The sequence below is a fragment of the Paraconexibacter algicola genome (genome assembly GCF_003044185.1).
In the GTDB taxonomy this organism is placed as follows: Bacteria; Actinomycetota; Thermoleophilia; order Solirubrobacterales; family Solirubrobacteraceae; genus Paraconexibacter; species Paraconexibacter algicola.
Genome location: NZ_PYYB01000002.1, coordinates 197,871 through 216,841 on the forward strand (window position 1 = coordinate 197,871; position 18,971 = coordinate 216,841).

Consider the following 18,971-nt stretch of genomic DNA (forward strand, 5'->3'; position numbering starts at 1 on the left):
ATCCGCCGCCGCCCATGGCCAACATTCACTCTCAGAAGAAGCGCATCCTGCGCGCCGAGCGGGAGCGTCTCGAGAACCGTCGTTACACGACGAAGATCAAGACCTACTTCCGTCGCCTCGAGGCCGCCGTCGCCGCCGGTGACGACGCGACCGCCGACACCGAGCACCTCGAGCTCGTCCGCACGATCGACAAGGCCGTCAAGCGCGGCGCGCTGCACAAGAACACCGGCGCGCGCAAGAAGAGCCGCGCCGCCCGCACCCGCGCGGGCCAGCCCGCCGCGTAGCGCACCCCGGTCGCCCCGCGCGATCGTCGGTCCAGGCCCGCCCCACCGGCGGGCCTTTTCGCGTTCCCGGACCGCCTCAGGCCGCCCGGCCGGTGATCCGGCCGATCGCCAGCAGCGCCGAGGTCTCCTGGTCCAGCGTGCTGCCCCCGCGCGTGTCGAGCTCGAGGTCGGCGAGCGTCTCCAGCGCGACGCGCAACCGGTCGGGGTCGGCGCCGCGCGCCTCCTTGATCCGCTTGTCCGCCGCCCACGGGCTGCCCTTGAAGCCGGCCTTCACCTGCGCCGGCGAGGCGCCGGCGGCGAGCTGCTGCGCGATCCCCAGCACCTCGCGGATGCGCTTGGCGATCATCGGGACGAGCCGCGGCAGCGATTCCCCCTGCTCGCGCAGCGCGAGGTACTCGCGGACCGCGCGGCGACCGTCCCCGCCGGCGACCGCGTCGACGAACCCCCAGATCTGCGTCTCCGAGGAGGAGGCGGCGAGGACGCGGACATCGTCCTCCCCCAGGCGCGCGCCGCGGCCGTGGTAGAGCGCGAGCTTCTCGAGCTCGCGGACGAGACGCTGCTGGCGCTCCCCGACCTCGCCGACGAGCGTGGCGGCGGCGACCCCGTCGAGCTCGATGCCGTGGCGGCCCGCCTCGCCGCGGACCCACGGGATCATCTCGCGGCCCTTCACCGCGGTCTCCGCGCGCACGACGCCGCCGGCGGCGGCGACCGCCTTGCCGAGCGACGCCGGGACCTTCGCGCGACCGTCCTCGCGGCCGAAGAACGCGACCGTGGTGTCCGGGCCGATCGCGGCCAGGACGGGCACGAGGTGCCGCTTGACGGCGTCGTCCTTCCAGCGCTCGACGCCGTCGACGACGAGGAAGCGACGGCCGGTCGCGAACGTCATCGCGCAGAGGGCGCCGGCGACGACCTCCGGCTGGGCGTCGTCGCCCTCGTAGAGCTCGATGCCGCCGCTGTCGGACTCCGCCTCGGCGCGGGCCCGCAGTCCGGAGCGGCGCTCGGTGATGCGACCGTGGTCGTCCCCGTGGATGAGGTAGGCGGGCTTCCAGACGGCGGCGGCGGGGGTGCTCACCGCTCCCAGGATAGGCCGCGCCCCGGATGCGCCGCCGGGCGTCAGCGCAGCGTGCGGACCAGCGGCCCGCCGGCGCGCACGTCGACGACGACGGTGCCGTCGCGGTCGGTGCGGCGGACCGCCAGGCCCGGCCGGGCCGCGAGCGCCCGGACGGTGTCCGGGTGCGGGTGCCCGAAGCGGTTGCCGCGGCCCGCGCTGACGACGGCCAGGTGCGGGTCGACGCGCTCCAGCAGGCGCGGAAGGGCGTCGTCGGCGCTGCCGTGGTGGCTGACCTTCAGCACGTCGGCGGCCCGCAGGTCGGGCAGCCCGAGCAGGACCGCGGACTCCGCGTCGGCGGGCAGCAGCGCGCGGAACGCGCCGGCGACGAGCTCGAGCACGATCGCCCGGTCGTTGGGGTCCTCGCCCGCGTGGCGCGCGGCGGGCGCGGCCACCGGGGAGAGCACCCGCAGCGTGATCGGCCCGGCGCGCACGAGCTGGCCGCGGTCGGGTGGGCGGCGCGGCACGTGGCGGGCCCGGGCGGCCGCGACGAGCCGCGGCCCCTGGGCGGAGGACTGTCCGTCACGGCCGTCGAGCACGAGCCCGACCGGCAGCGCGTCGAGCACGGCGGGCGCGCCCCCGTCGTGGTCGTCCTGGGCGTGCGTCACCACGAGGACGTCCAGGCGCCGCACCCCGAGCTGCGCGAGCCGCTCGACCACGCCCCCGTCGGGCGGTCCGGCGTCGACGAGGATCGCGTGGTCCCCGTGCTGGACGAGCGTCGCGTCGCCCTGCCCGACGTCGAGGAACGCGAGGCGCAGCCCGGCGGGCCGCGCGAGCACCGCCTCGGGGCGCGGGGCGAGCGCCAGGCCGAGCGCGACGAGCGCGAGCAACAGGCCCGGCGTGGCGGCGCGCACCCGCGGCCAGCGGATCGCGGCCAGTCCCAGCCCGCACACGGCGGTGACGAGCGCAGCCGGGACGGCGGCGGTCGCCCCGGGGATCGCGGCGGCGCGCACGCCGACGGCGACGAGCAGCTCCAGCGGCAGCGCCGCGAGCGACGCGACCTGCGCGCCGATCGCGGGCAGGCCCTGACCGAGCGCGGCGGCGACGAAGCCCGTCCACATCACCGGGGCCACGAGCGGCGCTGCCAGGACGTTCGCCGGCAGCGTGACGAGCGACGTCTGACCGAAGGTCAGCGCCAGCAGCGGGGCGGTCGCCAGGGTCGCGGCGACCGTGGTGGCGAGCGCGTCGGCGAGCGGCCCGGGGACGCGGCGGCGCACGAGCGCCGCGCGCAGCGGCGGCGCGGCGACCAGCAGGCCCAGCACGGCCAGGAACGACAGCCGCCAGCCGACGTCGCCGGTGGCGCGCGGGTCGAGCACGAGCGTCGCGGCGGCGGCCAGGAGGACCGCGTACCAGCGCGACGCCGGGCGGCCCGCGAGCGCCGCCACGAGGCCCGCGGCCCCCATGACCCCGGCACGCTGGATCGAGGGCCCGGCGCCCGCGAGCGGCACGTAGAGCGCGACGAGGACCAGGGCGACCCCGAGGCGCGCGGACAGCGGCAGCCCGAGCGCGGCCCCGACGAGCAGGACGAGCGTGGCGAGCAGCACGACGTTCTGGCCGCTGGCCGCGACGAGGTGCGCGAGCCCGGCGTCGCGCAGCGCGTCCCGCAGCCGGTCGGGCAGGCCGCTGTCGTCGCCGAGGACCATGCCGCGCAGCAGCGCGCCCGCGTCGGGACGCAGCGCGGCGACCAGCGCGTCCTGCGCGCGATCGCGCACGCGGTCCAGCGCGCCCGGCACGCCACCGCGGCGGCGTCCGGTCGGCGCGACCGTCGTGGCCCGCAGGACCGCGTGGGCGCGCAGCAGGCGGGCGTGCCGGTCCGCCGGGGCCAGCCGCCCCCGGATCGCGAGGACCGTGCCGACGGTCGGCGCCGGCCCCTGCGCCGGCCCCGGCAGGCGCAGCAGCACGGGCTCGCCGCGCAGCCGCACGAGCGCGGTGCGCGAGCCGCGCGCCCCGGTCCGCACCGGGGCGAGCAGGACGACGTCCTGCACGACCGTGACCCCGGCGCGCGCCGGCCCGGCGAGCGCGGTGCGCTCGAGCGCCGCCGTGCGCGCCTGGGCGACCCAGGCCCCGCCGAACGCCGCCACCACGACGAGGGCGACGAGCGCCCGCCGTCCCGCGAGCAGTGCGGCGAGGACGACCGCCGCGACCGCGGCGGCGAGCGGGCCGCCGGCCAGTCCCGAGACGACGGCGAGCAGCGCGACGTGCCGCGGGTGCGCGAGGAGCGCCGCCCGCATCACACGCGGACCCGGTCGCGCAGCGCCTCGAGCCGCTTGGGGCCGATGCCGGGCACGTCGCCGAGGTCCTCGACGCTGCGGAAGCCGCCGCGCCGCGTCCGCTCGTCGACGATCTTCTGGGCGGTCGCCGGACCGACCCCGTCGAGCGTGTCGAGCTGCTCGAGTGTCGCCGTGTTGAGGTTCAGCGGCACCCCGGGCGCCGTTCCCGCGGGCCCGGTCGCCGCCGCCACGCCGGCCGCGGCGGTGCCCGCGCGGGCGGGCACGAGCACCTGCTGGCCGTCGGTGACCTTCGCGGCGAGGTTCACCTGGTCGAGGTCCGCGCCCCCGCGACCGCCGCCCGCGCGCCGGACCGCGTCCCCGACGCGGTCGCCCTCGCGCAGCCGGTAGACGCCCGGCCGGCGCACCGCCCCGGCGACGTGCACGACGACGCGGCGACCGGCCGGCGTGCGCACCGCGGGCTCGGCGGACGACGTCTCCGCGCTGTCCGACGGGTCGCGGCCGCCGGCGGTCGCCGGGGCGGCCGGGGCCGCGGGGTCCGGCAGGACCTGCGGGCGCAGCGCCCGGGCCCCGAGCAGCGCGACCGCGGCGACGACCAGGACGTACAGCACGACCTGCGTTCGCGGCACCTCGGTCACGCGCACGCACGCTAGGCGCGACCGTGTGACGGCGCAGCACGGGACCGTGACGGTCCCGTGCCGGTTCAGCGCACGACGATGTTCACGAGCTTCCCGGGGACGACGATCTCCTTGACGATCGTCTTCCCCTCGAGGTACGGGGCGAGCTTCTCGGAGCCCAGCGCGAGCGCCTTCAGCTCCTCGGGCGTCGCGCTCGACGGCGCCTGGAGCCGGTCACGGACCTTGCCCTGCACCTGGCAGACGAGCTCGAACGTGTCCTCGTCGAGGAAGTCCGGGTCGGCGGCGGGCCACGGCTCCTCCCACACGCGATCGCCCGTCAGCCGCTCGTAGGCGTCCGAGGCCGTGTGCGGCGCGAACGGGAACAGCAGCGACGCGGCCGTCGCCAGCGCGAACCGCAACGGCCCGGGCGACGGCGAGCCGACGTTGTAGGCCCGCGAGCACTCGTTCGTCAGCTCCATCACGGCGGCGATCGCCGTGTTGAACGCGAACCGGCCCGCCATGTCGGCGGTGACCTTCTCGATCGCCCAGTGCGCCTTGCGCATCAGCGCCAGGTCGTCCCCGGACAGCTCGTCGGGCACCGGGTGGTCGGGCAGCTCCTGCGCGACCGTGGCCGACAGGCGCCAGAGCCGCGTGAGGAAGCGGTGGACGCCGCCGACGCCCTCGATGTCCCACTTGGCGTCCTGGTCGGGCGGGCCGATGAAGAGGACGTAGCAGCGGGCCGTGTCGACGCCGAACTCCGCCGCGATGTCCCGCGGCGAGACGACGTTGCCGCGCGACTTCGACATCTTCTCGCCGTCCTCCCCCAGGATCATGCCCTGGGTGAACAGCCGCGAGAACGGCTCGTCGTGGGAGACGTGGCCGAGGTCGTGCAGCGCCTTGACGAAGAACCGCGCGTAGAGCAGGTGCAGGATCGCGTGCTCGACGCCGCCGATGTACTGGTCGACCGGGGACCACTGGGCGACGATCCGCGGATCCCACGCGGCCTCGTCGTTGCGCGGGTCGCAGTAGCGCAGGAAGTACCAGGACGAGTCCACGAACGTGTCCATCGTGTCGGTCTCGCGGCGGGCCGGACCGCCGCACGTCGGGCAGGTCGTCGCGACCCAGTCCTCGGCCGCCGCCAGCGGCGACCTCCCCTTCGGCGCGTAGTCCTCGACGTCGGGCAGCTCGACCGGGAGCTCGTCCTCCGGGACCGGCACGATCCCGCAGGCGTCGCAGTGCACGATCGGGATCGGGCAGCCCCAGTAGCGCTGGCGCGACAGCAGCCAGTCGCGCAGCCGGTAGTTCACCGACTGGTGGCCCTTGCCCTCGCGGTCCAGCCAGTCGACGATCGCGCGCAGCGCCTCGCGGTTCGGCGTCCCGTCGAAGTCCGGATGCGAGTTCACCAGCGGACCGTCGCCCGGGTAGGGCAGGCCGTGCTCGTCACCGCCGTCCTCGGGCGCGCCCTCGACGACGCGACGGATCGGCAGGTCGTACGCGGTCGCGAAGTCGTAGTCGCGCTGGTCGTGCCCGGGGACCGCCATGATCGCGCCAGTCCCGTACTCCATCAGCACGTAGTCGGCCACGTACATCGGCAGCTGCTCGCCGTTGACCGGGTTGGTCACGGTGCGGCCGAGGAACACGCCCGTCTTCTGGCGGTCGGCGTCGCCGCGCTCCTCCTTGTCGCGGGTCAGCGAGCGGTTGACGTACTCGCGCACCGCCTCCTCGTTGCCGCTGCCCTGCGCGAGCCGCTCGATGTCCGGGTGCTCGGGCGCCATCACGAAGAACGTCGCGCCGAACAGCGTGTCGGGCCGCGTGGTGAAGACCGGGTAGTCGATGCCGAGGTCCTCGCAGCGGAAGTTGACCTCGGCGCCCTCGGAGCGGCCGATCCAGTTGCGCTGCATCGTCTTGACGTGCTCGGGCCAGTCGATCGTCGACAGGTCCTCGACGAGCCGGTCCGCGTAGTCGGTGATGCGGAAGAACCACTGCTCGAGCTGGCGGATCTCGACCTCGTGGCCGCAGCGCTCGCACCTCCCGTCGACGACCTGCTCGTTGGCGAGGACGGTGGCGTCGTTGGGACACCAGTTGACGGCCGAGTCCTTGCGATACGCGAGGCCGTGGTGGAACAGCTGCAGGAAGATCCACTGCGTCCAGCGGTAGTACGTCGGCTCGTGCGTGCCGAACTCGCGCGTCCAGTCGATCGAGATGCCCCACTCGCGGAACTGCCGCTGGAAGGAGGCGATCGACTTCGCGGTGCTGTCGCGCGGGTGCTGCCCGGTCTTGATCGCGTTGTTCTCCGCGGGCAGGCCGAAGGCGTCGTAGCCCATCGGGTTCAGCACGCGCTTGCCGGCGCGGCGGTGGAAGTGCGCGACCGCGTCGCCGACCGAGTAGACCTTCAGGTGGCCGATGTGCGGCTCCCCGGAGGGGTACGGGAGCATGACGAGCACGTAGCTCTTCTCCCGGTCGTCCTCGTCGTTTCCGACCTCCCAGGTGCGCTCGGTCTCCCAGATCTCCTGCCAGCGCGGCTCGATCTCCGACGGGGTGTAGCTCAGCTCGGTCATACCTGCGCCCAAGAATAGGCTTCGCGGGGTGACGGACCTGCTCTCCCCCGCGGCCTTCGACGTCCACGTCTCCGAGGTTCGGACCGGGGTCTCCCTGGCCTACGTCCGGGAAGGGGTCGGTGGGTACCCGCTGCTGCTCGTCCACGGGTGGCCGGAGACCAAGCGGATCTGGTGGCGGAACATCGCGCCGCTGGCCGCCGCGGGGTTCGAGGTGATCGTCCCCGACCTGCGCGGCTTCGGGGACAGCGGCATCCCCGACGACGGCTTCCACGACCTCGCCGCGCACGCGCGCGACCTCCACGCGCTCGTGCACGACGTGCTGGGACATCCGCGGTGCTCGACGGTCGGGAGCGACCTCGGCGGCGGCGTGATCCAGGACCTCGGGCTGCGCTTCGACGGGTTCGTCGAGCGGCAGGTCCTGTTCAACTCGATCCTCCCGATGCTGCCTGTGGAGTACGAGGCCGCGGGGCTGTCGAACGAGGTGTCGCCGCAGGTGCGGGCGGCCGCGGACTACTACGTCCGTCAGGGGCGGGACGCGGACGGGCTCGCAGCCGAACTGGACACGCCGGAACGGCGCCGGGCGTACGTCGCGCAGTTCTACGGGTCCCGCCTGTGGGGCACGCCGGGCGGGTTCCGGCGCGCGGAGGTCGACTTCATGACCGAGCCGTTCGCGTCCGCGGAGCACCTGCGCGCCGGGTTCGGGAACTACGAGAGCGGCGTCGGGGCGCTTCGCGTCTCAGAGAAGCCGCGGTGGTTCGAGGTCTCCGACGTCCCCACCCTCGTCCTGTACGGGCCCGACGACCACGTCATCTACCCGGACTTCATGGAGCGCTGCGAAGTGGCGTTCCGCGACCTCGTCGGGCCGTTCGTGGTGCCGCGTGCCGGGCACTTCCTGCAGTGGGAGCGCGCGGACCTGCTGAACCGCACCGTGACCGCGTTCTTGCGGGATCGTCTCTGAGGCGGTCGTACCCTGTGGCTGTGACCCAGCCGGGCGACTCCGCGAGCCTGCCTGCCCGCGTGCAGGCCATCATCGACGCCGCCGAGCAGGCGGCCGCCCAGCTGCGCGCCGAGACCGAGCAGCGCGCAAAGGAGCGCATCGCCGAGGCGGACCGCGCGGCCCAGCACCGGGTCGACGCCGCCGAGGAGGAGGCGAAGGAGATCCTCGCCCAGGCGCGCGAGCAGGCCCGCACGATCGTCGGTGAGGCGCGCGTCGCCGCACGCGAGGTCATGGACCGCGGGGAGCGTGCCAGCCGCGAGCTCGAGGAGATGGGCGGTTCGCTGCGCCGCAACGCGCAGACGATCCTGCGCGACGTCCAGCGCACCCACCGCGAGCTCGTCTCGCAGCTCGACGCGGCGACCCCGGACGGCCCGCAGCCCGCGCGGTCGCTGCCCGCCGCCCCGGCCCGTCCCGGGATCGTCGACGCCGAGGCGCTCCAGCCGATCCGCGCCTCCCGGCGCACCCCGTCCTCCGACGACACCCCGGCGCTCGACCCGGCGGACCTGCCCGCCGAGATCGAGATCCCGGAGTTCAGCCGCGACTACACGCCGCAGCGCCACCGTCGGCGTCGCTGACGCGCCCTTCACATCCGCTTCACGGCGGTCGCTCCCGGACCGTGAAGCATCCGGGGCATGACCGCTCCCCCGTCCCCCGGGCTGACCCGTCGGCGGCTGCTCGTCGCCGGCGGCGCCGCGCTCGCCGGTTCCGGCGCATTCCCGCTCACGTCCGTGGCGGCGCGGGCGCGACGGAGCCCGCTCGCGCGCGCCGGGCGGTTCGGGAGCGGGGTCGCGGCCGGCCTGCCGACCGAGCGCGGTGCGCTGCTGTGGACGCGGCTGGACGAGCTCGGCGAGCGGACCGCCCCGGGCCGCGAGCGGCTGCGCTGGGAGGTCGCCGACGACCCGGGCTTCGGCCGCGTCCTCCTCGACGGCGTGGTCGACGCGTCGTCGCTGCGCGACGGCACCGCGCGCGTGCAGGTCGCCTCCCCGCGGCTGGAGCCCGGCCGCCCGTACTGGTACCGCTTCGCGACCCGCACGACGAGCTCCCGGATCGGACGGTTCACGACGCTGCGCCCCGCCGACAGCGCCGAGCCGGTCCGGATCGCGTTCTTCTCCTGCCAGCGCTACGAGCACGGCTGGTTCACGCCGCAGGCGCTGCTGGCCCGCGACGACGTCGACCTCGTGGTGTCACTGGGCGACTACCTCTACGAGGAGGACGCGACCCCGATCTCCCCCGAGCGCCGCGACACCTCCGGGCTGCCCAACGGGCACGTCGAGACGCTCGCGCAGTTCCGGGCCCGGCACCGGACCTACCGGTCGGACGAGCGGCTGCAGGACATGCACGCCGCGCACGCGGTCGTGTCGATCTGGGACGACTGCGAGGTCGAGGGCAACTGGGCCGGCGAGGGCCCGTCCTCCGGGCCCTCGCCCGTCGGGGAGCGGGCCGTCCCCTTCGCGGAGAAGCGGCGCAACGGGATCCTCGCCTACTTCGAGTGGATGCCGGTCCCGCGCCCGCGCGGCGTCGACCGCTTCAAGGTCTACCGCTCGCTGCGCCTGGGCCGGCACGCCGAGCTGTTCCTGCTCGACACCCGGCAGTACCGGGACCCGCAGCCGTGCGGCGACGTGAGCTTCGACTCCGGACCGCCGTGCGCCACCGTCGACGCACCGCGCAAGCGCCTCGGCGACGCCCAGAAGGCGTGGCTGAAGGACCGCGTCCCCGCCTCGGACGCGACCTGGAAGGTCCTCGGCAACGCGCAGATGATGATGGCGCTCGACGTCGCGCCCGGGCTGCCCTCCCAGGTCGACGACTGGGCGGGCTACGGCGCCGAGCGCCGCGAGGTCCTCGAGCACTTCCGCGCACGCGGCGTGCGCAACCTCACGAGCATCGTCGGGGACGTGCACAGCTACTTCGCCGGCGACCTGCACACCACGGGCCGGGTCGACGGGCGGCGCGTCGGGACGGAGTTCGTCGGCGCGTCGGTGAGCCACCGGTCGCTGACGCTGCCCGGGCTGAGCAAGGAGCAGTCCGACCTGATCACGGGCAACCTCACGCTGACCAACCCGCACCTGCGCTTCGCCGACTTCCGCCGTCACGGCTACGCGGTCCTCGAGGCCCGCGCCCAGGAGCTGCGCGTCGATTTCAAGGGCGTCTCGACGGTCCGGTCCCCGGCGGCGGACCCCGTCGCGGTCGCGTCCTTCCGCGTCGCCGACGGCCGCCCGGTGGTCGAGCGCACCGCCTGACGCCGTCCGCCCTCGATGCGAACATGTGTTCGTGCATTCGGGAGACAAGGGCGCCGTCGCCGAGCTGCGGATCGCCGCCGAGGCCACGCGGCTCGGCGTGGTCGTCTCCCGGCCGCTCTCCGACGGCCGCCGCTACGACCTCGTCTTCGACGTCGCGCACCGGCTCTACCGCGTGCAGTGCAAGTGGGGCCGCCTGTGCGGGGACGTGATCGTGGTCCGGACGGGCACGTGCCGGCACTCCCCCACGCGCGGCTACGTGCGCACGACCTACGACGCGTCGGAGCTCGAGCTGTTCGCGGTCTACTGCGGAGCGCTCGATCGCGTCCTGCTCGTCCCGGTCGCCGAGGCGGGCGGCCACCACGAGCTCCGCCTGCGGATCGCACCCGCAAAGAACAACCAGCGCGTCGGTGTTAGGATGGCGGAGCAGTACGACCTGCCCGGGGCTATAGCTCAGCTGGAAGAGCGCGTGACTGGCAGTCACGAGGTCGGCGGTTCGAGCCCGCCTAGCTCCACTCGCACGAAGGCCGCCTGAACGGGCGGCCTTCGTCGTTCCCGGCGGTGCCCGTCCAGGAGGGACGGGCGCGCGGGTCAGGCGTCGGCGTCCGGCTCGTCCGCGGCGGGCCCGGTGCCGAGCACGGCGGGATCGATCTCGATCCGCGGCACGTCGCCCCAGAGCTGCTCGAGCCGGTAGTACTCTCGCGTGTCGGGCGTGAAGACGTGCACGACGGCGTCCCAGTAGTCCATCAGGACCCAGCGGGACTCGGTCAGGCCCTCGACCCGCCGGGGGAGCATCCGGTGGTCGTCCTTGAGGCCCTTGTGGATGCTGTCGTGGATCGCCTTGACCTGGCGGTCGGTGTTGCCGGTGCACACGACGAACACGTCGGTGAACCCGCTGACCCCGCGGAGGTCCAGGGCGACGATGTCGGTCGCCTTCTTGTCCGCGGCGAGGCCGGCGATCGCCGACGCCAGGAGCGTCGGGTCCTCGAACGGCTGGTCGTCGGTCACGGCGTTGTCGGTGCTGATGGGCGTCACGTCACCCTCCAGGGTAGGGGTTCCGCCGGTAGAACCCGCGCTCGTCGATCCGCCGCTCCACCGCGGCGGGCACGAGATGACGGACCGTGCGGCCCTCGGCGAGCCGGCGGCGCAGCAGCGAGGAGGACAGGTCCATCCGCGGGACGTCGAAGAAGCGGACCCGCTCCGCGGCGCCCGCGAGGCCCGCGACCCGGTCCAGGACGTCCTGCCGGGTGATGCCCTCCCGCTCGGCCACCGCGAGGGTCGCGAGCGCCAGCACGCCCTCGGGCTCGCGCCAGGTCGGCAGCGACTGCGCCATGTCGCCGCCGACGATGAACCAGCGCTCGTCCTCGGGACGGGCGTCCTGCAGGGCCCGGAGCGTCTCGACGGTGTAGGACGGGCCGCCGCGCTCGACCTCCAGGGCGCTGACGCGCAGCCCCGGGTCGTCGGCGACCGCCAGCCGGCAGAGCTCGAGGCGCTCCTGCGGGCCCGGGTCGTCGGTGACGGTCTTGTGCGGCGGCACGAACACCGGCATGAGCACCACGTGGTCCAGGCCGAGCTGCTCGCGCGCCGACGCGGCGCAGACGAGGTGGCCGATGTGCGGCGGGTTGAACGTCCCGCCGAGGATCCCGACGCGGGCCACGCGCGCGGCCGGCCTACCCGCGGACGTGGCCGTCGCCGGTGACGACGTACTTGAAGGCGCAGAGCTCGCGCAGGCCGATCGGGCCGCGCGCGTGGAGCTTCTGGGTGGAGTTGCCGATCTCGGCGCCCATGCCGAACTCGCCCCCGTCGGTGAAGCGGGTCGAGGCGTTCACGTACACGCAGGCGGCGTCGACGCCCAGCTCGAACGCGCGCGCCGCCGCGGCGTCGTTCGTGACGATCGCCTCCGAGTGCCCCGAGCCGTGCCGGTTGACGTGCGCGATCGCCTCGTCGACGGAGTCGACGACGCCGACCGCCAGGGTGAGGGCGAGGAACTCGGTGTCCCAGTCCTCCTCGCCGGCGTCGAGCAGGCCGGCGGCGAGGTCGGCGCCCGCGAGCGCCCGGGTGCGGCCGTCGACGCGCAGCTCGACCCCGGCGTCGCGCAGGGCGCCGAGCGCGGCGGGCAGCACGGCCGGTGCGGCGTCGGCGTGCACGAGCAGCGTCTCCGCGGCGTTGCAGACGCCGGGCCGCTGCGTCTTGGCGTTGAGGACGATCTCGACGGCGGTCGCGACGTCGGCGGACGCGTCGACGAACACGTGGCAGTTGCCGGACGCGGCGTAGATGACGGGCACGGTCGCGACGCCCTTCAGCGCGTTCTTCAGGCCCTCGCCGCCGCGCGGGATGATCAGGTCGACGATGCCGGTCTGGGTGGCGAGCTCGGCGAGCTCCTCGCGCCCGCCGCCGGCGACGAGGCCGATCGTGCCGGCGGGCAGCCCGGCCTCCTCGGCAGCCTGCGCGGCGATCCCGGCGAGCACGGCGTTGGAGTGGGCGGCCGACGACGAGCCGCGCAGCACGATCGCGTTGCCGGACTTCAGGCACAGCGCGGCGGCGTCGATCGTGACGTTCGGCCGGGCCTCGTAGACGACGGCGACGACCCCGAGCGGGACGCGGACCTTCTTGACGTCGAGGCCGTTGGGCAGGCGCTTGCCGTCGATGACCTCCCCGACCGGGTCGGGCAGCGCGGCGATGTCGCGGACCTGGGCGGCGATCGCGGCGACCCGGTCGGCGTCGAGCAGCAGCCGGTCCAGGAGCGCGGCGTCCAGGCCGTTCTCGCGGCCGGCGTCCATGTCGCGGCCGTTGGCCTCGAGGATCTCCGGCGTGCGGGCCACGAGCGCGTCGGCGATCGCGTGCAGCGCCCGGTCCTTGGTGGCGCTGTCGGTCGCGGCGAGCTGCCGCGAGGCCTCCTGCGCCGCGAGGCAGATGTCGGTGACGCTGCTGGTCGTCGTGGCCATGCCGGAAGGGTACGTCACCGGCCCCGGGCGGCCCGTGCGGTGCGCCTACCGCACGCGCACGGTGCTCGCGCGCCCGAGGCGGCCGCGCCGGTCGCGGCCGGTCACGGTGACGGTGAGGCGGCCGTCGTCGGCGCTGACGCCGGTGATCCGGACGCTGCGGGAGCGGCTCCCCAGGACGCGGGCGAGCGTGCGGCCGGAGCTGCGCCCGCGCACGCGCACGACGTAGCCGGTGGCGCGGGCCGCGGCGCGCCAGCGCACCGTGACCGCCCCGCTGGTGCGCCGCGCGCGCACGCCGCGGACGGTCGCGGGCCGCTGCGGTGCGGGCGCGGTGTAGGTCGCGACGACCGGGGCGCTCAGCGGCAGGTCGCCGCGGCTGACGAGCGCGACGATCTGCCGGCGGCCGCCCGGGCCGTCGGCCGGGGTGAACGTCAGCGTGCCGCGGTCCCCGGTCGCCGTCCCGAGCGAGGCGACCGCGGCGCGCGCGCCCTGCTCGGAGAAGCGCACGACCGCCCCGCCGCGGTCGGCGATCCGGTAGCGCAGGACGCGGCGGGCGCCGCGCCGCGTGACCGTGGCGGTCACCTTCACCGGCTTGGCGTCCCGGGCCACGAGCAGCTCGGTGATCGCCGGGGAGTCCGGGGCGGGCGCGACCGTCCAGACGCCGGGCTTGGGGTCGTTCAGGACGACCAGGGTGCGGGCCGCGTCGGGCAGCGGCAGCACGACGGCGGGACCGGCGAAGGAGCCGGTGGTGCGCGCGTCGGCCGGTGTGACCGTGGCGCCGTCGGGCCCGATCAGCGTCACCGCCGGGCTGCCGGCCGTGGCGTTCAGCTCGACGTTCTGGATCTTCGTGCCCGCCGTGACCGTGAACGTGCGGCCCCCGGGGACCTGCCGCGGAGCGAGCCGCAGGCCGGGCCGTTCGATCGTGAACGCCGTCAGGTCACAGCCGACGCCGATCCGCACGCCGGAGGGGATCGGCTTGTCGAACAGGTAGCCGACGTAGGCGCCGGCGCCCGCCACCGAGTAGCAGGCCCCGAACCCCTTGTTGGAGATCGCGGCGCGCGAGCCGGTCGCCGGGAGGAACCCGGCGAGCTCGACGTCGGCGCTGCCCTTCGCGCCGAACTGCCCGCGGCGGCCGTCGAGGAACCCCTCGATGCTGCCCTTGACGCGGACGGCCTTGAGGTCGACGTCGTAGCCGGCGGTGAGGTCCGCGTACCCGTCGGTGGTGGCCTGCAGCGCCGCGGTCGCGAGCGAGATCCCGGCGATGCTGCCGCGCCCGTCGAAGCGCAGCAGGACGCTGCCGCCGTCGATCGTGAGCGTGAGGTCGCCGTCGACGCCGACGGTGTAGGTGGACGGGGGCGCGATCGGGAAGGCGCCGAAGGAGGCCCCGACCTTGATCTGCACGGGGTCGAGCGCGAAGCCGCCGCGAACCTCGGTGAAGTACGTGTTCGGGGCGATGAGCACCCCGGGGAACGGCGGGCGGACACGGAAGTCGCCCATCGTGAAGCGGCCGCCGACGAACGTGACGTCCGCGCCGAGCGCGGCGCCGCCGGGCAGGACGACGAGCGCCGCCCCGCGCCAGGTCTCGGTGCCGCCGCTGTAGGAGATCAGCAGGTCGCGGACCTCGAGCGGTCCGACCGGCGCCCGCTTGACGGCGAGCTTCACGCTGTCGAGCGTGACGCCCTTGCCGAGCTCGGCCAGGAGCGTGGCGTCGCCGGTGATGCCGCCGAAGGCGCCGGGGAGCGAGAGCTGGATCGGGATCCGCACGCCGGTCCTGGTCAGCAGGACCTTGATGCGCCCGGAGATCGGGAAGCCCGCGAGCTTCACGTCGGCGGGGTCGAAGTCCAGGAGCGTGCCGCCCTCGCGCGTGTCGGGGAACTGGATGTGCAGCTCCTCGTGCAGCAGCGTGACCTCGAGGCCGGCGCCGCGCAGCAGCACCCGCACCTTGCCGGTCGTGTCGAGGCGGGCGCGGCGCGGGTCGAGCAGGATCCGCACGCCGGGGTCCGGCCGCAGGATCAGGCCCATGAGGTCGACCTCGCCCTCGGAGACGGACGCCCCCGGGTACTTCGGGTCGACGCTCGGCAGCAGGCAGCCCTGCTGGGGGCGGATCTGCAGGTCGCCGACGCGCACGCCGTCGCAGCCCGCGGTCGCGCCGGGGATGCCGCCGCCGGCGAGCGCCCCGAGGCCGGGCACCCCGGTCGGGGAGAGCGTCCCGAAGGCGCTGAGGCCGATCGTGCCGCTGGTCAGGCCGGTCGGGTCCTTGCGGTACACGGTGACCCCTCCCCCGTCGGCGGCGGCCGCGGAGCGCAGGCCGTCGAACGCCCCCTGCGCGATCGCCGCGGTCCGGGGCGGCGACCAGGAGCGGCCGCCGTCGGTGGAGTCGCTGGCCAGCAGCGTCGTGCCGATCGCGTCGGCGAAGACGGCGTGGAGCGCCCCGGCCGGGTCCTGGGCGAGCTCGCGCTGGCTGCCGGTGGCGAGGTCGGGCAGCGCCAGCGGGACGGGCGCACCGACCGCACCGCCGGTGAGCGGGCGGACCTCGTAGGGGGCGCGCAGGCCCGCGCGGCTGAGGAGGAACGGCCCGCGGGGACCGCTCGCCAGGCGCGGCTCCTCGGCGCCCGGCACGACGGTGCTGGTCCAGGCGGCGGCGTCGGCGGGGTCGGCGCCCGCGGGCAGGCGGCGCACGATCGTGTTGCCGGACAGGTCGGCGAACGCGGCCACCGGCTGGTCGCCCTCGAGCGCCAGCGACCCGTCGTAGGCCTGGTCGCCGGGCCCGAGCAGCGCGGTGGCCCGCGAGTACTGGCCGGGGACGACCGACTGGAAGACCGTGCCGCCGGTCTGGGTGTCGGAGATGACCCCGAGCCGCGGTGCGGCCCCGCCGAAGACGACGGCGTCGCCCGACGCCTCCTGCGTGCCGACGATCGTCGGCGGGCTCCACGTCTGCCCGCCGTCGGTGGAGGTGTACGCGTAGAGCGTGCGGTCGCTGGTCTGTCCGTCCGGGTGCTGCACGACGGCGGGGTAGCGGGAGGTGAGGACGACGAGCCCGTCGCCGACCTGGAGGATCCGCGGACCGGCGAAGTCCGCCGACGGCGTGAGGGCCGGGTCGAACGGCGTCGTGTTCGGGTTCGCGCAGGCGGTGGCGCCGCGCGGGAGCCGGCAGTAGGAGATCTGGTCGTTCCCGGGCGCCGGCGCGTTGGTGACCCAGACGACGTGGGCGGTGCCTGCCGCGTCGACGAGCACGTCGGGCTTCCAGCCGTCTGCGGAGAGCGCGACGGACGGCGGCGCGGGTGCGGGACCGGTGCGCGGGAGCGTCCGCGTGCCCTTGTACCCGGGGGTCGAGTAGACGCCGCCCTTCTGGACCGGGCGCTTGGCCGGTGTCCGCTGCGCGTCGGCGGCCGGGACCACGCAGGCGGCTGCGGTCGCAACGGCGAGGAGGACACCCGGGAGACGGCCGCGCCCGCGCGCCGTCGTGCGCTCGATCATGGGCGCGCAGCCTACTCGCGACAGACGTCGCCGGAAAGGGGTGGATCCCTATCCGAGGACGAGGTAGTCCCGGTGGACCGCCTCGTCCGCGGCGCCGCCGAGCCGCTCGCGCACCGTCGCGGTCTTCTCCCCGGCGACCGCGGCCAGCTCGTCGCGGCTGAACGTGCTGATCCCCTTGCCCACCGGCTCGCCGGCGCGCGTGACGATCTCCACGGCGTCCCCGGCGTCGAAGCTGCCCTGCACCGCGACGACCCCGACGGGCAGGAGCGAGGCGGCGCCGTCACGCAGCGCGCGGGCCGCGCCGTCGTCGATGACCACGGTGCCGCGCGTCGGCTTGGCGTACTTCAGCCAGAGCTTGAACGAGGAGTAGCGGGCCGGCCGGGCGGCGAACCGCGTGCCCGCCCCCTCGCCGGAGAGGACGGCCTCCAGCGCGCCGGGCAGGATGCCGCTGCAGATCGTCGTCGGGATCCCGGCGGCGGTCGCCATCTCGGCGGCGACGACCTTCGACCGCATCCCGCCGGAGCCCAGCGCGCTCGTCTCGTGCCCGATCGACAGCGCCTCGAGGTCGGCGACGTCGGCGACCTCGCGCACGAGCGAGGCGTCGGGGTCGATCCGCGGGTTGGCGGTGAATAGGCCCTCGATGTCGGTGCACAGGACGAGCTCGTCGGCCCCGACGAGCACCGCGACCTGGGCGGCGAGGAAGTCGTTGTCGCCGAAGCTGATCTCGTCGGTCGTCGTGGTGTCGTTCTCGTTGATGACCGGCAGCACGCGCCACTCCAGCAGCTTGCGCAGCGTCTGGCGGGCGTTGAGGTAGTGCAGCCGCGCGCTCATGTCGAAGAACGTCAGCAGCACCTGCGCGGTCGTCACGTCGCGCTCACGCAGCAGCTCGTCGTAGACGCGGTAGAGCTTGCCCTGCCCGACCGCGCTGGCGGCCTGCAGGTCCTCGATCGCGGTCGGCCGGACCGGCAGGTCCATGATCCGCATCCCGCGGGCGATCGCGCCGCTGGTGACGAGCACGACGTCGTCCCCCGCCGCGTGGCGGTCCGCGAGGGCGGTGCAGATCCGCGCGATGACCTCCGCGCGCAGGGTTCCGTCGTTCTCGGCGACGACGCTGGATCCGAGCTTGACGACGGTGCGGGCCATGGGCGGCCGCAAGCTTACGGACCGGCCGGGTCGGGCCTCAGCCCGGGTCGAGCTCGAACACGACGCCGCCGATCTCGACGTCGTCGCCGGGCTCGAACCCCTGCTCCTCCAGGGCGCGGATCACGCCCATGCGGTGGAGCTTGCCCTCGACGTGGTGCAGGGCCTCGTCGTTCTCGAGGTCGTGCCGGAGGATCAGCCGGTCGACCGCGTCGCCGCTGACCCGCCACTCGCCCTCGCCGATCTCCTCGACGGTCCAGCCCTTGTTGCGCGCCGGCCGGAAGACGCGGTGCTCGGCGAGGTCCTGCGCGTCGGCGAGCCCGAGGTCGGGCGCGGTCTCCGGGGCGGCGAGCGGGACCCGGCGGAACAGCTCCTTGGCGAGGTCGTCGAGCCCGAGGTGGGTCGCCGAGGACGTGATGACCACCGGGGTGGCGACCTGCGGCGGCCGGTCGTCCCACTCCTCGCGCTCGGGCAGCTCGGCGGCGAACCGCTCGCGCCACAGCTCGGCGACGACCTCGGCGTCCTCGGGGGCGACGAGGTCGGCCTTCGACAGCGCGAGGATCCGCGGCAGCCGCGCCAGGCGCGGGTCGTGCAGGGCGAGCTCGCGCTCGATCGTCTCGTAGTTCGTCTCCGGGTCCGAGCCGTCGAGCGGCTCGAGGTCGAGGACGTGCACGAGCAGGCGCGTGCGCTCGACGTGCGCGAGGAAGTCGTGGCCGAGGCCGACGCCCTCGGAGGCGCCCTCGACGAGCCCGGGGATGTCGGCGAGGATCAGCTGCCGGCCGTCCGCCTCGATCGTCCCGAGCTGCGGCTCGAGCGTCGTGAACGGGTAGCTGGCGATCTTCGGCGCGGCGCGCGTCATGACGCTCAGCAGCGAGCTCTTGCCGGCGTTGGGGACGCCGACGAAGCCGACGTCGGCCAGCAGCTTCAGCCGCAGGTCGATCCAGCGCTCCTCCCCGGGCAGACCGAGCTCGGCGAACCGCGGCGACTGGCGGGTGGAGGACTTGAAGCGGCGGTTGCCGCGCCCGCCGAGCCCGCCCTCGGCGACGACGACGCGCCGTCCGGGGACCGTGAGGTCATGCATCGTCCCGTCGTCGAGCCGGACCTCGGTGCCGGGCGGCACGCGGACCTCGAGCGTCGGCCCGTCGGCCCCCTCCCGCTGGGAGCCCTCGCCGTGTCGGCCGCGCTGCGCCTTGTAGTGGGCGCTGCGCTTGAACACCTGCAGGTCGCGCAGCGAGTCGTCGCAGACGAGCACGACGTCCCCGCCGCGGCCGCCGTCGCCGCCGTCGGGCCCGCCCTGGGGCACGTGCGCCTCGCGGCGGAAGCTCATGCAGCCGTTGCCGCCGTCGCCGGCGTGAACGTGGATGCGGGCCTTGTCGTAGAGCATTG

Annotated in this window: 14 protein-coding genes, 1 tRNA gene and 1 pseudogene; 6 read left to right on the forward strand and 10 right to left on the reverse strand. The window is 75.1% G+C overall.

The window, feature by feature from the left end; translation table 11 throughout:
* The first annotated feature begins 14 nt into the window (after positions 1-14).
* Entirely contained in the window at positions 15-284 is a 270-nt protein-coding gene (rpsT, locus tag C7Y72_RS14875) for a 30S ribosomal protein S20 (RefSeq protein WP_107569979.1), read from the forward strand.
* A gap of 76 nt (positions 285-360) precedes the next feature.
* Here the strand turns inward: rpsT and holA are convergent, their stop codons facing one another.
* The 4 genes from holA to leuS form a co-directional block, all read right to left on the reverse strand.
* Positions 361-1,356, reverse strand: coding sequence for a DNA polymerase III subunit delta (gene holA, locus C7Y72_RS14880; protein ID WP_158276878.1), 996 nt, complete (start codon positions 1,354-1,356; stop codon positions 361-363).
* 41 nt (positions 1,357-1,397) lie between these two features.
* A complete protein-coding gene (locus C7Y72_RS14885; protein ID WP_146175399.1) occupies positions 1,398-3,623 on the reverse strand; it encodes a ComEC/Rec2 family competence protein in 2,226 nt (741 codons plus the stop codon).
* Entirely contained in the window at positions 3,623-4,258 is a 636-nt protein-coding gene (locus C7Y72_RS14890; RefSeq protein ID WP_107569982.1) for a ComEA family DNA-binding protein, read from the reverse strand. The genes C7Y72_RS14885 and C7Y72_RS14890 overlap by 1 nt, the downstream gene beginning before the upstream one ends.
* A gap of 65 nt (positions 4,259-4,323) precedes the next feature.
* Positions 4,324-6,795 (reverse strand): leucine--tRNA ligase, encoded by a 2,472-nt coding sequence (gene leuS / locus C7Y72_RS14895; RefSeq protein WP_107569983.1) that lies wholly within the window; start codon positions 6,793-6,795, stop codon positions 4,324-4,326.
* Between the two features lie 28 nt (positions 6,796-6,823).
* Between leuS and C7Y72_RS14900 the strand changes: the two genes are divergently transcribed.
* The 5 genes and pseudogenes from C7Y72_RS14900 to C7Y72_RS14920 all read left to right on the forward strand — a co-directional run bounded on the left by C7Y72_RS14900 (position 6,824) and on the right by C7Y72_RS14920 (position 10,541).
* Positions 6,824-7,753 carry an alpha/beta fold hydrolase gene (locus C7Y72_RS14900; RefSeq protein WP_158276879.1) on the forward strand — a complete coding sequence of 310 codons (930 nt, stop codon included), beginning with the start codon at positions 6,824-6,826 and terminating at the stop codon, positions 7,751-7,753.
* A 20-nt stretch (positions 7,754-7,773) separates the two neighbouring features.
* Positions 7,774-8,367 (forward strand): DivIVA domain-containing protein, encoded by a 594-nt coding sequence (locus C7Y72_RS14905; protein ID WP_107569985.1) that lies wholly within the window; start codon positions 7,774-7,776, stop codon positions 8,365-8,367.
* Between the two features lie 57 nt (positions 8,368-8,424).
* Positions 8,425-10,029, forward strand: coding sequence for an alkaline phosphatase D family protein (locus C7Y72_RS14910; protein WP_107569986.1), 1,605 nt, complete (start codon positions 8,425-8,427; stop codon positions 10,027-10,029).
* Positions 10,030-10,060: 31 nt separating this feature from the next.
* Positions 10,061-10,453, forward strand: a pseudogene (locus C7Y72_RS24280) (group I intron-associated PD-(D/E)XK endonuclease); the annotation flags it as partial.
* A 15-nt stretch (positions 10,454-10,468) separates the two neighbouring features.
* Positions 10,469-10,541, forward strand: a tRNA-Ala gene (locus tag C7Y72_RS14920).
* A 76-nt stretch (positions 10,542-10,617) separates the two neighbouring features.
* Here C7Y72_RS14920 and rsfS read toward each other — a convergent pair.
* From rsfS to obgE, 6 genes are read right to left on the reverse strand one after another with little or no spacing between them, the layout of a single operon-like run.
* The gene (gene rsfS / locus C7Y72_RS14925; protein WP_233243889.1) at positions 10,618-11,061 is read right to left on the reverse strand and encodes a ribosome silencing factor; all 444 of its coding nucleotides are present in this window, start codon (positions 11,059-11,061) and stop codon (positions 10,618-10,620) included.
* A gap of 1 nt (position 11,062) precedes the next feature.
* Positions 11,063-11,683 carry a nicotinate-nucleotide adenylyltransferase gene (gene nadD / locus C7Y72_RS14930; protein ID WP_107569987.1) on the reverse strand — a complete coding sequence of 207 codons (621 nt, stop codon included), beginning with the start codon at positions 11,681-11,683 and terminating at the stop codon, positions 11,063-11,065.
* A 13-nt stretch (positions 11,684-11,696) separates the two neighbouring features.
* The gene (locus C7Y72_RS14935; protein ID WP_107569988.1) at positions 11,697-12,971 is read right to left on the reverse strand and encodes a glutamate-5-semialdehyde dehydrogenase; all 1,275 of its coding nucleotides are present in this window, start codon (positions 12,969-12,971) and stop codon (positions 11,697-11,699) included.
* A gap of 45 nt (positions 12,972-13,016) precedes the next feature.
* Positions 13,017-16,445: a sialidase family protein gene (locus tag C7Y72_RS14940; protein ID WP_107569989.1), complete on the reverse strand. Its 3,429-nt coding sequence runs from the start codon at positions 16,443-16,445 to the stop codon at positions 13,017-13,019.
* 48 nt (positions 16,446-16,493) lie between these two features.
* Entirely contained in the window at positions 16,494-17,588 is a 1,095-nt protein-coding gene (proB, locus tag C7Y72_RS14945) for a glutamate 5-kinase (protein ID WP_107569990.1), read from the reverse strand.
* A 37-nt stretch (positions 17,589-17,625) separates the two neighbouring features.
* Positions 17,626-18,969 carry a GTPase ObgE gene (gene obgE / locus C7Y72_RS14950; RefSeq protein WP_107569991.1) on the reverse strand — a complete coding sequence of 448 codons (1,344 nt, stop codon included), beginning with the start codon at positions 18,967-18,969 and terminating at the stop codon, positions 17,626-17,628.
* Between the last annotated feature and the right edge of the window lie 2 nt (positions 18,970-18,971).

Coding starts and splice junctions, on each gene's coding strand:
- rpsT (WP_107569979.1), top strand. CDS start 15: ATGGCCAACATTCACTCTCAGAAGAAGCGCATCCTGCGCGCCGAGCGG.
- C7Y72_RS14885 (WP_146175399.1), bottom strand. CDS start 3,623: ATGCGGGCGGCGCTCCTCGCGCACCCGCGGCACGTCGCGCTGCTCGCC.
- leuS (WP_107569983.1), bottom strand. CDS start 6,795: ATGACCGAGCTGAGCTACACCCCGTCGGAGATCGAGCCGCGCTGGCAG.
- C7Y72_RS14910 (WP_107569986.1), top strand. CDS start 8,425: ATGACCGCTCCCCCGTCCCCCGGGCTGACCCGTCGGCGGCTGCTCGTC.
- C7Y72_RS14935 (WP_107569988.1), bottom strand. CDS start 12,971: ATGGCCACGACGACCAGCAGCGTCACCGACATCTGCCTCGCGGCGCAG.
- C7Y72_RS14940 (WP_107569989.1), bottom strand. CDS start 16,445: ATGATCGAGCGCACGACGGCGCGCGGGCGCGGCCGTCTCCCGGGTGTC.
- proB (WP_107569990.1), bottom strand. CDS start 17,588: ATGGCCCGCACCGTCGTCAAGCTCGGATCCAGCGTCGTCGCCGAGAAC.
- obgE (WP_107569991.1), bottom strand. CDS start 18,969: ATGCTCTACGACAAGGCCCGCATCCACGTTCACGCCGGCGACGGCGGC.